The sequence below is a fragment of the Marinobacter sp. C1S70 genome, assembly GCF_000475355.1.
Lineage (GTDB): Bacteria > Pseudomonadota > Gammaproteobacteria > Pseudomonadales > Oleiphilaceae > Marinobacter > Marinobacter nauticus.
On record NZ_AXBW01000040.1, the window covers coordinates 24,072 to 38,794 of the forward strand.

13 protein-coding genes are annotated in these 14,723 nt (G+C 56.4%); all 13 read right to left on the reverse strand.

What is annotated here, in order from left to right; genetic code table 11:
- On the reverse strand, positions 1–666 hold the full coding sequence (gene scpB, locus Q669_RS12175; RefSeq protein ID WP_022992467.1) for an SMC-Scp complex subunit ScpB: 666 nt from the start codon (positions 664–666) through the stop codon (positions 1–3).
- 16 nt (positions 667–682) lie between these two features.
- The gene (locus Q669_RS12180) at positions 683–1,510 is read right to left on the reverse strand and encodes a segregation and condensation protein A (protein WP_022992468.1); all 828 of its coding nucleotides are present in this window, start codon (positions 1,508–1,510) and stop codon (positions 683–685) included.
- A 37-nt stretch (positions 1,511–1,547) separates the two neighbouring features.
- The gene (locus Q669_RS12185; RefSeq protein ID WP_011784667.1) at positions 1,548–2,762 is read right to left on the reverse strand and encodes a tryptophan--tRNA ligase; all 1,215 of its coding nucleotides are present in this window, start codon (positions 2,760–2,762) and stop codon (positions 1,548–1,550) included.
- 195 nt (positions 2,763–2,957) lie between these two features.
- Positions 2,958–3,830 carry a succinate--CoA ligase subunit alpha gene (gene sucD / locus Q669_RS12190; RefSeq protein ID WP_011784666.1) on the reverse strand — a complete coding sequence of 291 codons (873 nt, stop codon included), beginning with the start codon at positions 3,828–3,830 and terminating at the stop codon, positions 2,958–2,960.
- The gene (gene sucC, locus Q669_RS12195) at positions 3,830–4,996 is read right to left on the reverse strand and encodes an ADP-forming succinate--CoA ligase subunit beta (protein ID WP_011784665.1); all 1,167 of its coding nucleotides are present in this window, start codon (positions 4,994–4,996) and stop codon (positions 3,830–3,832) included. The genes sucD and sucC overlap by 1 nt, the downstream gene beginning before the upstream one ends.
- A gap of 196 nt (positions 4,997–5,192) precedes the next feature.
- The gene (gene lpdA / locus Q669_RS12200) at positions 5,193–6,635 is read right to left on the reverse strand and encodes a dihydrolipoyl dehydrogenase (protein ID WP_022992470.1); all 1,443 of its coding nucleotides are present in this window, start codon (positions 6,633–6,635) and stop codon (positions 5,193–5,195) included.
- A 35-nt stretch (positions 6,636–6,670) separates the two neighbouring features.
- The gene (gene odhB / locus Q669_RS12205; protein WP_014421717.1) at positions 6,671–7,894 is read right to left on the reverse strand and encodes a 2-oxoglutarate dehydrogenase complex dihydrolipoyllysine-residue succinyltransferase; all 1,224 of its coding nucleotides are present in this window, start codon (positions 7,892–7,894) and stop codon (positions 6,671–6,673) included.
- 25 nt (positions 7,895–7,919) lie between these two features.
- Complete coding sequence (locus Q669_RS12210; RefSeq protein ID WP_011784662.1) at positions 7,920–10,757, reverse strand: 2-oxoglutarate dehydrogenase E1 component; 2,838 nt, start codon at positions 10,755–10,757, stop codon at positions 7,920–7,922.
- Positions 10,758–11,073: 316 nt separating this feature from the next.
- Complete coding sequence (locus Q669_RS12215) at positions 11,074–11,778, reverse strand: succinate dehydrogenase iron-sulfur subunit (protein ID WP_011784661.1); 705 nt, start codon at positions 11,776–11,778, stop codon at positions 11,074–11,076.
- A gap of 15 nt (positions 11,779–11,793) precedes the next feature.
- Positions 11,794–13,566 carry a succinate dehydrogenase flavoprotein subunit gene (gene sdhA, locus Q669_RS12220; protein WP_011784660.1) on the reverse strand — a complete coding sequence of 591 codons (1,773 nt, stop codon included), beginning with the start codon at positions 13,564–13,566 and terminating at the stop codon, positions 11,794–11,796.
- Between the two features lie 3 nt (positions 13,567–13,569).
- The gene (sdhD, locus tag Q669_RS12225; RefSeq protein ID WP_011784659.1) at positions 13,570–13,911 is read right to left on the reverse strand and encodes a succinate dehydrogenase, hydrophobic membrane anchor protein; all 342 of its coding nucleotides are present in this window, start codon (positions 13,909–13,911) and stop codon (positions 13,570–13,572) included.
- A complete protein-coding gene (gene sdhC / locus Q669_RS12230; RefSeq protein ID WP_011784658.1) occupies positions 13,908–14,285 on the reverse strand; it encodes a succinate dehydrogenase, cytochrome b556 subunit in 378 nt (125 codons plus the stop codon). The genes sdhD and sdhC overlap by 4 nt, the downstream gene beginning before the upstream one ends.
- Positions 14,286–14,489: 204 nt before the next feature.
- Positions 14,490–14,714 carry a hypothetical protein gene (locus Q669_RS19535; protein ID WP_014421719.1) on the reverse strand — a complete coding sequence of 75 codons (225 nt, stop codon included), beginning with the start codon at positions 14,712–14,714 and terminating at the stop codon, positions 14,490–14,492.
- Positions 14,715–14,723: the final 9 nt, after the last annotated feature.

The following is a 14,723-nucleotide window of genomic DNA, read 5'->3' on the forward strand; positions in this document are numbered from 1 at the left end:
TCAGTGAAGTGTCTGATCCGGTTCAGGCGCCTGGGACTCCGCGTCGGAGTCCGGACTGGCACCGGAACCATCAGGAGAGTCGAATTGGATCTCTCCCTGCATGTTCTGCTCTATTTCCCGACCGATCTCCTCAAGGTCACGTACCTCAGAAAGCGGAGGCAGTTCATCCAGACCGGTCAGGTTGAAATAATCGAGGAACTGGCGTGTGGTGGCATACATGGCAGGCCGCCCAGGGACATCCCGATGACCGACCACGCGCACCCACTCTCGCTCAAGCAGTGTTCGAATGATATTGCTGCTTACCGTAACCCCACGAATATCCTCGATCTCGCCACGGGTGATGGGTTGACGATAGGCAATCAGGGCCAGAGTTTCCAGAAGCGCCCGGGAATAACGCTGGGGCTTTTCCTCATACAGTCGACCAACCCATGGCGCAAACTCTTCCCTGACCTGCAATCGGTACCCGCTGGCAACCTTGCGAAGCTCAAAGCCGCGGCCTTCGCAGGATTGCTCCAGCATCATCAGCGCATGCTCCATCACCTGCCTGGCCGGGCGCTCATCTTCGCCAAACAGCTCGCGCAGCTGCTCCATAGACAACGGCTTGCCGGCCGCCAACAGTGCCGCCTCAGCAATAGCCTGAATACGGGCCAGATGTTCTTCGTTCATAGTGTCACTCGATCCTTCAGCTTGCCGCCCGCGCCCTGACATGAATGGGGCCGAGCACTTCCGCCTGAACGATTTCAATCAGCTGTTCTTTCACCAGTTCCAGTGTGGCAAGAAAGGTCACCACCACGCCAAGCCGGCCCTCTTCAAGGGTAAACAGGCTCTCGAATGTTACGAACCGGTCGCCCTGCAGCACAGAGAGAATGTGGGACATCCGCTCCCTTGTCGATAACCGCTCTTTCTCGACATGGTGGCTGGTAAACAGATCCGCCCTCTGCAAAACACCCTGCAACGCCAGTAACAGCTCCTTCATATCAACGTCCGGATGGGGTTGCGATGACGGAAGCTTGGGTAAAGCAGCGGAAGCCGGATAGGTATCCCGTTCCATGCGCGGGATTTCATCGATATCCTCCGCAGCCTTCTTGAAGCGTTCGTACTGCTGCAGCCGGCGAATCAGCTCTGCCCGGGGGTCAATATCGTCTTCATCGTCACTCTCCTGGCGGGGTAGCAACATACGGGATTTAATCTCCGCCAGGGTCGCAGCCATCACCAGATATTCAGCTGCCAGCTCAAACCGCATCGCTTCCACCGCACCAATGTAATCCATGTACTGGCGTGTGATTTCACTGACATCAATATCGAGGATATTCATGTTCTGGCGGCGAATAAGGTAGAGCAGCAAATCCAGCGGCCCCTCAAAGGCCTCCAGAAAAACCGCGAGGGCATCCGGCGGGATATAAAGATCCTTCGGGATATCCACCAGGGGTTTGCCGGATACGAGCGCCAGCGGCACCTGTTCCGGTGTCGTTGCCTGCGCTTCTTCCGACTCCCTGGTGTCTTCGGTCATGCCTTTGCCAGCCTTTGACGTTATTGGCGGTCAGGAATCAGCGGTAGCTGAGCCCCATCGCTGCACGGACTTCTTCCAGGGTATCACGTGCGGCATCGCGCGCATGCTCTCGCCCTTCCTGCAGAATGGAATGCACCAGATCCGGATTGCTCTCGTATTCCCGGGCACGCTCATGCAACGGCTTCTGTTCCTCGATGATGGCATCGATCAGCGGCTTTTTGCAGTCCAGGCAGCCAATACCGGCGCTGCGGCAGCCTTCCTGTACCCACTGGCAGGTCTGCTCGTCCGAGTAGACTTTGTGCATACCCCAGACCGGGCACTTCTCCGGCTCGCCCGGGTCTGTCCGTCGCACCCGCTGCGGGTCGGTTTGCATGGTCCGGATCTTTTGCGCAACACTGTCCGGATCTTCACGCAAGCCAATGTAATTGTTGTAGGACTTGGACATCTTCTGTCCGTCCAGCCCCGGCATCTTGGATTCCGGCGTCAGCAACGGCTGCGGCTCCGGCAGTATCACCTTGCCTCCGCCTTCAATGAAACCGTATAACCGCTCGCGGTCACCCAGCGAAATGTTCTGCTGTTCTTTCAGCAGGGCCCGTGCGGTCTCAAGCGCCTCAAAATCGCCTTCTTCCTGATACCGTTTTTTCAGGTTGCGATAGAGTTTCGCGTTCTTTTTGCCCATCTTGACGATAGCGGCCTCGGCCTGCTCTTCAAAACCGGGCTCGCGACCATAGATGTGGTTAAACCGGCGGGCGATTTCACGGGTAATCTCAACGTGGGATACCTGATCAGCACCAACCGGCACCTTGCCGGCACGATACATCAGGATATCCGCAGTCTGGAGCAACGGGTAACCGAGGAAGCCGTAGGTGGCCAGATCCTTTTCCCGCAGCTTTTCCTGCTGATCCTTGTAGGTGGGAATGCGTTCCAGCCAGCCCAGGGGCGTGATCATAGACAACAACAGGTGCAGCTCGGCGTGTTCCGGAACCTGGGACTGGATAAACATGGTGGACGAGCCCGGATTAACTCCGGCCGCCAGCCAGTCGATGACCATATCCCATACGCTTTGCTCAATGCCTGAGGGATCATCGTATTGCGTGGTCAGGGCGTGCCAGTCCGCCACAAAGAAGAAGCACTCATACTCGTGCTGGAGCTTGACCCAGTTTTTCAGCACACCATGGTAGTGGCCGAGGTGCAGCTTGCCGGTCGGACGCATGCCGGACAACACTCTTTGCTGGGAATCGACAGAACTCAAAGCACGAACTCCTTCTTTCTGTTTATAGAGCGCCGGAGATCAGCGCCTAAACCGGCCGCTGAAATCAGGCTGACCGGGCATTATAGTCTTTACACTCGCCGGCGTTAAGCAATGCGGCACAAAACCGGAGCCCTATAACGCAAAACCCCCGGAATTCTCGCGAATCCGGGGGTTTTGGTGAAGCTCAGGGCTGCTTTACCAGCCAGTCACTTCCTTCAGGGCCTTGCCGATTTCGGCCAGGCTGCGCACGGTTTTAACACCGGCGTCTTCCAGGGCGGCAAACTTCTCGTCCGCCGTACCCTTACCACCAGAGATGATGGCGCCAGCATGGCCCATACGCTTGCCCGGAGGTGCAGTGACACCGGCAATGTAGGAAACCACCGGCTTGGTGACGTTCTCTTTGATGAACGCAGCCGCTTCTTCCTCAGCGGTACCACCGATCTCACCAATCATGACGATGGCTTCGGTTTCCGGATCTTCCTGCAGCAGCTTCAGAATGTCGATGAAGTTGGAGCCAGGAATCGGGTCGCCACCGATACCGATACAGGTGGACTGACCGTAGCCGAAGTCCGTGGTCTGCTTGACCGCTTCATAGGTCAGGGTGCCGGAACGGGACACGATACCAACCTTACCCTTCTTGTGGATATGGCCAGGCATGATGCCGATCTTGCACTCGTCCGGAGTGATCACGCCCGGGCAGTTCGGGCCGATCATGCGAACGCCTTTACGATCAACGTATTCTTTGGCGTACAGCATGTCGATGGTCGGAATACCTTCAGTGATACAAACGATCAGCTGAATACCGGCGTCGGCCGCTTCGATGATGGCGTCTTTACAGAACGGAGCCGGAACGTAGATGACGGTCGCTTCAGCGCCGGTCTTTTCTACCGCTTCACGTACGGTGTTGAACACCGGCAGACCCAGATGCTCAGTGCCGCCCTTACCGGGGCTGACACCACCTACCATCTTGGTGCCATAGGCAATGGCCTGCTCAGAGTGGAAGGTACCCTGTGCGCCGGTAAAGCCCTGGCAGATAACCTTGGTGTCTTTGTTGATCAGGATGCTCATTATTTACCCCCTGCGGCTTTAACGACTTGCTCTGCGGCGTCCGCCAGGCTGGTGGCGGCGATGATGTTCAGGCCACTTTCGGCGAGTACCTTGGTACCCAGCTCCGCGTTGTTGCCTTCCAGACGAACCACAACAGGCACTTTAACGCCGACTTCTTTAACCGCACCGATGATGCCCTCTGCGATCATGTCGCAGCGAACAATACCACCGAAGATGTTAACCAGAACGGCCTGTACCGCGTCGTCAGACAGGATGATCTTGAACGCTTCGGATACGCGCTCTTTGGTTGCGCCGCCGCCTACGTCCAGGAAGTTGGCAGGCTGGCCACCGGACAGCTTGATGATGTCCATGGTGCCCATGGCCAGGCCAGCACCGTTAACCATGCAGCCGATGTTGCCTTCCAGCGCAACATAGTTGAGCTCCCACTTGGCCGCTTCCGCTTCCCGGGAGTCTTCCTGGGAGGGATCGTGCATCTCGTGGATTTTCTTCTGACGGTACAGTGCGTTGCCGTCTACACCTACTTTGGCGTCGAGGCAGTGCAGGTCACCAGCCGGGGTGATCACCAGCGGGTTGATCTCAACCAGAGCCAGGTCGCACTCTTCAAACAGTTTGGCCAGGCCCAGGAAAATCTTGGTGAACTGACCGATCTGCTTGCCTTCCAGGCCAAGCTTGAATGCCAGTTCACGACCCTGGTACGGCTGCGCGCCGACCAGCGGATCGATTTCGGCTTTCAGGATCTTTTCCGGAGTTTCTTCGGCAACCTTCTCGATTTCCACGCCACCTTCAGTGGAGGCCATGAAAACGATACGACGGGAACCACGGTCTACCACAGCGCCCAGGTAAAGTTCCTGATCGATGTCGGTGAGGGATTCAACCAGAATCTTGCTGACTGGCTGGCCGTTTTCGTCGGTCTGGTAGGTAACCAGGTTCTTACCCAGCCACTTTTCGGCGAATTCACGGATCTCTTCTTTGCTCTTGACCAGCTTTACACCGCCGGCCTTGCCGCGACCACCGGCGTGAACCTGGGCTTTCACTACCCAGCCGTCACCGCCGATTTCGTCTGCCGCTGCTACGGCTTCCTTGGGAGTATCGCAGGCAATGCCTTTGGATACGGGCAGGCCGTACTCAGCGAACAGCTGCTTGCCCTGATATTCGTGCAAATTCATAGTTAATGTCCCGTCTATTGATGGAGGATAACCACGTACGGAAATGAACCCGTCAGTGCACCGCCATTGGTGCAGCTGGAACGAATTCGTTCTGGCAGGCCAGGGATCGCCTCGGCCTGCCGGTCACGCATGCGAAAAGCCGCCGTTATGATGGCAGCGGGGCGCCCCAGTTGGCGCCCCGTATTCCGACAATGCGTTACTTCTTCTTGCGACGGTTGGCGACGTGAATCGCACCGCCAGCAACGGCCAGGGCCGCTTCGTGCACAGACTCGGACAGAGTCGGGTGCGCGAAACAGGTCAGAGCCAGATCTTCTGCACTGGAACCGAATTCCATGGCGATCACGCCCTGGGCAACGATTTCAGACGCCTGCGGACCCACCACGTGGAAGCCAAGAATACGGTCGGTCTTCGCATCTGCGATGATCTTGACCATACCGGAAGCCGCATTGGCTGCCATGGCACGACCATTCGCCGCAAACGGGAAGGTTCCGACGTTGTATTCTTCGCCTTCAGCTTTCAGCTGCTCTTCGGTCTTGCCGACCCAGGCAACCTCAGGGAAGGTGTAGATGACATTCGGGATGCAGTCGTAATTGACCTGAGGCTTATGCCCGGCAATACGCTCAGCAACCATCACGCCCTCTTCAGACGCTTTGTGGGCCAGCATTGGACCACGAACCACATCACCGATGGCCCAGACACCCGGTGCTTCGGTCTTGCAGTTGTCGTCTACGAAAATAAAGCCCCGCTCATCCATGGTCACGCCGGAGTCTTCAGCCAGTGCACCATCGGTGTACGGACGACGGCCAACAGCCACGATCAGCTTGTCAAACTTGGCGTCTTGCTTACCCTTGGAGTCTTCGTAGCTGACGTTAACCAGCTTGCGCTTGACTTCCGCGCCAGTCATGCGGGCGCCCATCACGATGTTCAGGCCCTGCTTCTGGAACTGCTTCAACGCATCCTTGGCACACTGCTGGTCAACCGCCGGCAGGAAACTGTCCTGCGCTTCGATCACGGTTACTTCTGAACCCAGGCGGGCCCAGACGCTACCCAGCTCAAGGCCAATAACACCGGCACCGATCACACCAAGACGCTTGGGAACTTCGGTAAACTCCAGCGCACCCTCGGAATCGACGATGTACTCACCGTCGAACGGCGCCGGCGGAATCTCGATCGGCCGGGAACCGGTGGCGATGATCACGTTGTCGGCTTCGTAGGTCTTGGTTTTGCCATCCTTGTCGGTGACTTCCACCTTACGACCGGCCAACAGCTTGCCGTGGCCGTGGATCGAGGTGACGCCATTGGCCTTGAACAGGCCAGCAATGCCACCGGTCAGCTGCTTAACGATACCAGCCTTGCGCTCCATCATCTTGGCAACGTCGATTTTCACGTCCTTGGCCAGGATGCCCATGGAATCGTAATCGTGGCTGGTTTCCTCAAACTTGTGAGTCACTTCCAGCAGGGCCTTGGACGGGATACAGCCTACGTTCAGACAGGTGCCACCGAGCACCTGGCTCTTGCCGTCTTTACCAGTCCAGGACTCAACACAGGCGGTCTTAAGACCCAACTGAGCGGCTTTAATGGCAGCAACGTAACCACCGGGGCCTGCACCAATGACAATAACGTCGAACTTATCGGACATAATCTTTCCTGTTATCGAATTCGTTGAGTGTCAGATTACACATCCAGCAGGATACGTGCCGGGTCTTCCAGCATTTCCTTGATGGCCACCAGGAACTGCACCGCTTCCTTGCCATCGATCATACGGTGATCGTATGACAGCGCCAGGTACATCATCGGCAGAATCTCAACCTTGCCATTTACCGCCATCGGGCGCTCCTGGATCTTGTGCATACCCAGAATGGCAGTCTGGGGCGGATTCAGGATCGGCGTGGAAATCAGAGACCCGAAAATACCACCGTTGGTGATGGTGAAGGTGCCACCGGTCATATCTTCAATGGCCAGTTTGCCTTCCTTCGCCTTGGTACCGTACTCGACGATCTTCTTCTCGATGTCGGCCAGACCCATAGCGTCGGTGTCACGCAGAACCGGTACCACCAGGCCACGGTCGGTGGATACCGCCACACCTACGTCCTGGTAACCGTGGTACACCATGTCGTTGCCATCAATGGAGGCGTTTACTGCCGGGAAGCGCTTCAAAGCTTCGGTAGCCGCTTTGGTGAAAAACGACATGAAGCCCAGCTTGATGCCGTGGCGCTTCACGAAGCTGTCCTGGTACTGCTTGCGCAGTTCCATGATCGGCGCCATGTTCACCTCGTTAAAGGTGGTCAGCATGGCTGCTGTCTGCTGGGCATCAACCAGACGCTTGGCGATGCTGGCACGCAGGCGGGTCATCGGAACCCGCTTCTCGGCGCGCTCGCCCTGGGCAACGTTCACCTCAGGCATCGCTGCCGGCTTGGAGGCAGCCGCTCCACCGGAAGATTTGTTGCTGTCCACGTAGTTCTGAACGTCTTCCTTGGTAACACGGCCGTCTTTACCGGTGCCCTTTACCGCGCTCGGGTCAACGTTGTTTTCTTCGGCCAGCTTGCGGGCAGCCGGGCTTAGAATGGCATCACCGGAAGCAGCTTCGGATTTCTCTTCGGCTTTCGGTGCTTCGGCTTTCGCTTCGGACTTGCTCTCGGCTGGCTTGGATTCACCTGCCGCGCCTTCTTTGAACTTGCCGATCACCTCACCGCTTTCCACGGTGTCGCCTTCGTTCTTGAGAACTTCTTCGATCACACCATCCGCCGGCGCAACCACTTCGAGCACAACCTTGTCGGTTTCGATATCGACAATCAGCTCGTCACGGGAACAGGCCTCACCCGGCTGCTTGTGCCAGGTCGCGACGGTGCCTTCGGCAACCGACTCAGGGAAAACGGGGGCTTTAATCTCTGTTGACATTACGGATCCTTAGTTCGGTAGCTCGTCAGATTTCAAACGCGTCGTTAACCAGTTTCTTCTGCTCTTCAATGTGAACAGACATGTGTCCACAGGCAGGAGCAGCAGAAGCCTCACGACCGGCATACTGGAGATATAGCTTGGGATTCAGGCGCTGCAGTGCGTTCCGCATGTGATGCTGACTGCAATACCAGGCTCCCTGGTTCATCGGCTCTTCCTGACACCAGACCACATGCTTGAGCTTGCTGTACTGGCTCAGCAGTTCGTCCAGGTCATCGCTCGGGAACGGGTACAATTGTTCGATACGAACAATCGCGACATCGTCCCGCTCATCCGCCTTCTTCTTCTCCAGAAGATCATAGTAGACCTTGCCACTGCAGAGGATCAGGCGAGTCACTTTTTTCGGATCGGACGGCTCTTTCTCCGGCAGAATTGTCTGGAATGTACCGGATGTCAGGTCGTCCAGACCCGAAATGGCTTCCTTATGGCGCAGCAGGCTCTTGGGCGTAATGGCAACCAACGGCTTGCGCAACGGACGCTTCACCTGCCGACGCAACATGTGGAATACCTGAGACGGTGTAGTCGGCACACAGACCTGAATATTGTGTTCGGCACACAGCTGCAGGAAACGCTCCAGACGGGCGGAACTGTGTTCCGGCCCCTGCCCTTCATAACCGTGTGGCAGCAGCAGTGTCAGGCCACACAGTCGACCCCACTTATGCTCACCACTGGTCAGGAACTGATCAATCACCACCTGGGCACCGTTGGCGAAGTCACCAAACTGGGCTTCCCAGACAATCAGCGCGTTCGGCGTCGTGGTGGAATAACCGTATTCAAACGCCATCACCGCTTCTTCAGACAGCAGTGAGTCATAGATATCGAACTTCGGCTGATCGTCTTTCAGATTCTGCAGGGAAATATGAGTAGACCCATCTTTCTGGTTATGCAGAACAGCATGACGGTGCGAGAAGGTGCCCCGGCCCACGTCCTGACCAGTCAGGCGGATCGGGTGGCCTTCGTTCAGCAAAGTGGCATAGGCCATCATTTCGCCGTAGCCCCAGTTCAGGGACAGCGCGCCAGCCGTCATCTTCTCGCGATCATTAACAATCTTGGAAACCTGGCGCTGTATGCTGAACCCTTCCGGCACTTCAGTCAGCTTCTTGCCCAGTTTCTGGACGGTTTTCAGCGCAACGCTGGTCTTGCACTTCGCTGTCCACTCATGGCCCAGATACGGAGCCCAGTCCACGTAAAGCTCTTTGTTAGGCTCTTTAACCAGGGACTTGACCACGTGATCACCCTTGTCCAGGGCGTCCCGGTAATCAGTCTCCATCTGCTTGGCTTCATCTTCGGTGATCACACCGGCTTCAACCAGCTGATCCGCGTAGATCGCACGAGTGGTCTTCAGCTTGCGGATCTTGTCGTACATCAGCGGCTGGGTCGCTGCCGGCTCATCCGCCTCGTTGTGGCCACGACGACGGTAGCAAACCAGATCAATCACCACATCGCGCTTGAATTCGTTGCGGTAGTCCATCGCCATCTGGGTGGCGAACATCACCGCTTCAGGATCGTCGGCGTTCACATGCAGAATCGGCGCCTGAACCATCTTGGCAACGTCGGTGCAATACTCGGTGGAACGAGCATCTTCCTGTTTGCTGGTGGTGAAGCCAACCTGGTTGTTGATCACGATGTGGATGGTACCGCCAACACCAAAGCCCCGGGTCTGGGACATCTGGAAGGTTTCCATCACTACGCCCTGCCCGGCAAACGCAGCGTCGCCGTGCATCACAATGGGTACCACGGTACTGCCATCGGTATCGCCACGACGGTCCTGACGGGCGCGTACCGAGCCTTCCACTACCGGGGATACGATTTCCAGGTGAGACGGGTTGAAGGCCATGGCCAGGTGAACCTCGCCACCTGGCGTCATCACGTTTGAGGAGAAGCCCTGGTGGTATTTCACGTCGCCGGAGCCGGAATCCGCGAGCTTCTTGCCCTCGAATTCATCAAACAGTTCTTTCGGATTTTTGCCCAGGGTGTTGACCAGCACGTTCAGTCGACCGCGGTGGGCCATGCCCAGCACGATCTCTTTGGCACCATAGGAGCCCGCACGCTGAATCAGCTCGTCCAGGCAGGGGATCAGACTTTCACCGCCCTCGAGACCAAAACGCTTGACGCCCGGATAACGGGAACCCAGGTATTTTTCCAGCCCTTCAGCAGCCGTCAGGCGCTCAAGGATATGCTTGCGGGTTTCGGTCTCGTATTCCGGACGGGAACGAACAGGCTCCATACGTTGCTGGAACCAACGCTTGATGCGCGTGTCTACCACATGCATGTATTCAGCGCCGATGCTCTCGCAGTAAGTCTGGCGCAGGCCCTGAACAATATCGCCGAGTTTCATGCTCTCGGAACCAAAGTTCAGAGAGCCGGTCTGGAACTCCAGATCAAGATCGGATTCGCCCAATTCGTGGAATCGCGGGTCCAGATCTTCTACCTGAGGACGTTGCCAGACACCCAGAGGATCAAGCTTTGCTTCCTGGTGACCGCGGAAACGAAAAGCGTTGATCAGCTGCAGAACACGGATCTGCTTTTTATCAGCGTCGGACGTAGCACTGGCAGGCACGCCATTGGTCGCCAGAAAACGCTGATTGCGGGAGATGTGCTCAAACTGCTCGCGGATGGTGGAGTGAACGATGTCGCGGCCCTGATAGCCATCGACGCTCGGGAGTTTGTCGAAGTAACTCCGCCACTCTTCTGGAACTGCGTTGGGGTCTGTCAGGTAGGTTTCAAAAAGCTGTTCAACATAGGCAAGATTGCCACCCTGCAGGTGGGAAGTCTGCCATAACTGCTCCATGATGCTTTCGTGCATTTTGAATAGCTCACCTTGGGCTGGTGCGGGGGAGCCAGTATGGTCGGCCAGGGGTAATTCTCAGTCAATACGGGTTATTACGGCATGACTTTGGCCACCACACCCGGCAAGGATGTTTTCCGTCCCCAGTGATTTTTATACTCAGCAATACTGTCCGGTGACTGGATAAGCGCACCGAAACAGCGTGCATAAGTTTGCACCCCGGTAAGACTTTTGACTATAAGCCTTTGGTTGAAGGCCCCGCATATAGCGAGGCCTTCAGGGGTACTAACTGGTGTCAGAACACCAGTATAGCTGGTGCTACGAATTTTGCCGGTCAGGTGGCTCTTTGCAGCAACAGGTTCCGGATATGGCCAATTGCCTTTGTGGGGTTCAGGCCCTTCGGACACACACTGACACAGTTCATGATGCCACGGCAGCGGAACACGCTGAACGGATCGTCCAGGTTCGCCAAACGCTCTGCCTGGGCGGTATCACGGCTGTCGGCCAGGAAGCGATAAGCTTGCAACAGACCAGACGGACCGATGAACTTGTCCGGATTCCACCAGAAAGACGGGCAAGCGGTAGAGCAGCAGGCACAGAGAATACACTCGTACAGGCCGTCCAGCTTCTCACGATCTTCCGGAGACTGCAGACGCTCGATGGCTGGCGCAGGGTTGTCATTCACAAGGTACGGCATCACTTTTTCGTACTGCTTGTAGAACAGACCCATATCAACCACCAGATCACGAATGACCGGAAGACCAGGCAGCGGGCGCAAAACCAGCTTGTTGTTCTTGACCACATCGGAAACCGGTGTGATGCAAGCCAGGCCGTTCTTGCCATTCATGTTCATACCATCTGAGCCGCAAACGCCCTCACGACAGGAACGGCGAAATGCGACAGTCGGGTCCTTTTCCTTGGCCAGCGCCAAAACATCCAGAACCATCAGATCTTTGCCTTCCGGCAACTCAATCTCAACGTCCTGCATGTAAGGGGCGTTGTCAGTTTCCGGGTTATAACGGTACAGACTTACCAACATTTTCAGGATACCCCCTTAGTAGGTCCGGATCTTCGGCTCGAAGGTCGGAACCGTTTTCGGTGCAAAGTTCACGTCACGCTTGCCAACGCGCTTGTCCAGCGGGAAGTACATGGAGTGCTTCAGCCAGTTCTCGTCGTCACGCTCGGTGAAATCGTTACGGGCATGGGCACCGCGACTTTCTTTACGCTCAATCGCAGACTTGGCGGTCGCATAGGCAACTTCGTACAGGTTGTCCAGTTCCAGCGCTTCGATACGGGCGGTGTTGAATGCCTTGCTGGTATCAGTCAGCTTGGTCTTGCGAACCCGCTCACCGATTTCTTCCAGCAGCTTCAGCCCCTTCTCCATGCTTTCGCCGTCACGGAACACGCCGAAGTAGAGCTGCATGCAGTTCTGCAGGTCTTTACGAACCTGAGCCACATCCTCACCCTCACTTGCACTGTCCAGACGCTCCAGACGAGCCATGGCACGCTTGATGTCTTCGTCGCTTGCGCCGTCGACCTCGAAACCACCACGCAGCTGCTCCTCAATGTGCAGACCAGCCGCACGACCAAAGACCACCAGATCCAGCAGAGAGTTGCCACCCAGACGGTTGGCACCGTGTACAGACACACAAGCGGCTTCACCGCAGGCAAACAGGCCCGGAATCGGCTTGTCATTGCCGTTTTCATCCTGAGTCAACGCCTGACCACCAACGTTGGTCGGAATGCCGCCCATCATGTAGTGACAGGTCGGAACCACAGGCACGGGCTCTTTGACCGGATCAACGTGAGCAAAGGTACGGGACAGCTCACAGATACCCGGCAGACGCAGGTTCAGGGTTTCTTCGCCCAGGTGATCCAGCTTCAGCAGTACGTGATCCTTGTCGGGACCACAGCCGCGGCCTTCCAGAATTTCCAGAACCATGGAGCGGGCAACAACGTCACGACCAGCGAGATCTTTGGCGTTCGGAGCATAACGCTCCATGAAACGCTCACCTTCGGAGTTGATCAGGTAACCACCCTCACCCCGGCAACCCTCAGTTACCAGCACACCGGCACCGTGGATACCGGTCGGGTGGAACTGCCACATTTCCATGTCCTGAACCGGGAAGCCGGCACGCAGGGCCATACCGATACCGTCACCGGTGTTGATCAGGGCATTGGTGGTTGACGCATAGATACGACCGGCGCCACCGGTTGCCAGAACGGTCGCCTTGGCCTTGATGTAGCAGACTTCACCGGTCTCAATTTCGATACCGACAACACCGACCACTTCGTCTTTACTGTTCTTGACCAGGTCCACGGCGTACCACTCGTTCAGGAACGAAGTGCCGCCTTTGAGGTTAGCCTGGTATAGCGTGTGCAGCAGAGCATGACCGGTACGGTCGGCTGCGGCACAGGTACGGGCAGCCTGACCGCCCTTACCGTAGTCCTTGGACTGACCACCGAACGGACGCTGATAGATACGACCCTGCTCGGTACGGGAGAACGGGAGACCCATGTGCTCGAGCTCGAACACTGCCTGCGGACCGACGGAGCACATATACTCAATCGCGTCCTGGTCACCGATGTAGTCAGAACCTTTCACAGTGTCGTACATGTGCCAGCGCCAATCGTCGTTGGGATCAGCGCTTGCGATCGCACAGGTAATACCGCCCTGGGCGGATACCGTGTGCGAACGGGTCGGAAATACTTTCGTGATACACGCGGTATCGAGACCGGATTCGGTCAGCTGGAGGGCGGCTCGCATACCGGCACCGCCACCACCGATAACAATCGCGTCGAACGACATGGTCTTGATGTTAGCCATCGATTAAAGCCCCCAAAGAATCTGAATGCCCCACACGACATATACAAACATTACGAGCACACAGGCTGCCTGAAGCAGAAAACGCGGCATCGCGGATTTGATGTAGTCGGTAGAAACTGTCCACAAGCCAACCCACGCGTGCCCGGCAATGGACAGCAGCGCAAGCAGACTGAAGATCTTGAACCATCCCTGAGCAAACAATGCAGACCACGCCTGGTAGTCAACATCGGTGGTCACAAAGAAGCCAAGCAGGAACAGCGTGTACAGAGCTAATACGTAGGCTGTTACGCGCTGGATGATCCAGTCCTGAATACCGTTACGACCAATATTCGTTACACTGTTCATGCCCATACCCAGACTCCTGCCAGAACGATGAGAACAACGGAAACCGCAATCGTGGCTTTCGCGGCGAGGCGCCCGCTTTCAAGCTCTTCGCCAATACCAGCGTCCATCAACAGGTGTTTGATACCTGCAACCAGGTGGTACAGCAGAGCAGACAGGATGCCCCAGATGATCAGCTTCGCCAGGAAGCTGTCCAGCAGCTCATTCACCCGGTTAAAGCCATCTTCTCCGGAAAGGGAGAGATCCAAGCCGTACATCAGGAAGGCAACACCTACGAAGATGATGATGCCGCTGATGCGATGCAGGATCGAAGTAATGGCTGGCAGCGGGAAATGAAACTTGCCGAGATCGAGATTTACTGGTCGTTTGCTATTCACAGCGCTCTCACACTCTCTCTTGGTTCCGCGGGACCGCAAAACGGTGGCGGATGGTTGGTATGTTGGGACCGGAGAATCGGTACGATACCGATAACCGATTGGTTCAGGAGGGCGGATGACTACCCGGTAGCTTGCTATACTCAAGCCCATAAGCCGGTGCATCCCCGATTCCGGGCTACGGATTATAAGGAGACACCCCGGTAATTACAAACTTGCAATCGCCCTCCAGGCCTTGCAGCTTGCAGCCTCCACCCATCTATAAGGCTTATTGACAAAACCAATTTCCGCCCCAGGGGCCCGATATTCCGGATATCCCTCATTTACAAACGGGAAGAAATTTGCCGTTTTCTCCGCCAGTGCATTGACAAAAAAAGCTGACGCCCTATATTTTGCCGCCAGTTTTGCGATAATACGCGCTTTCTGGCGCATCTACACATG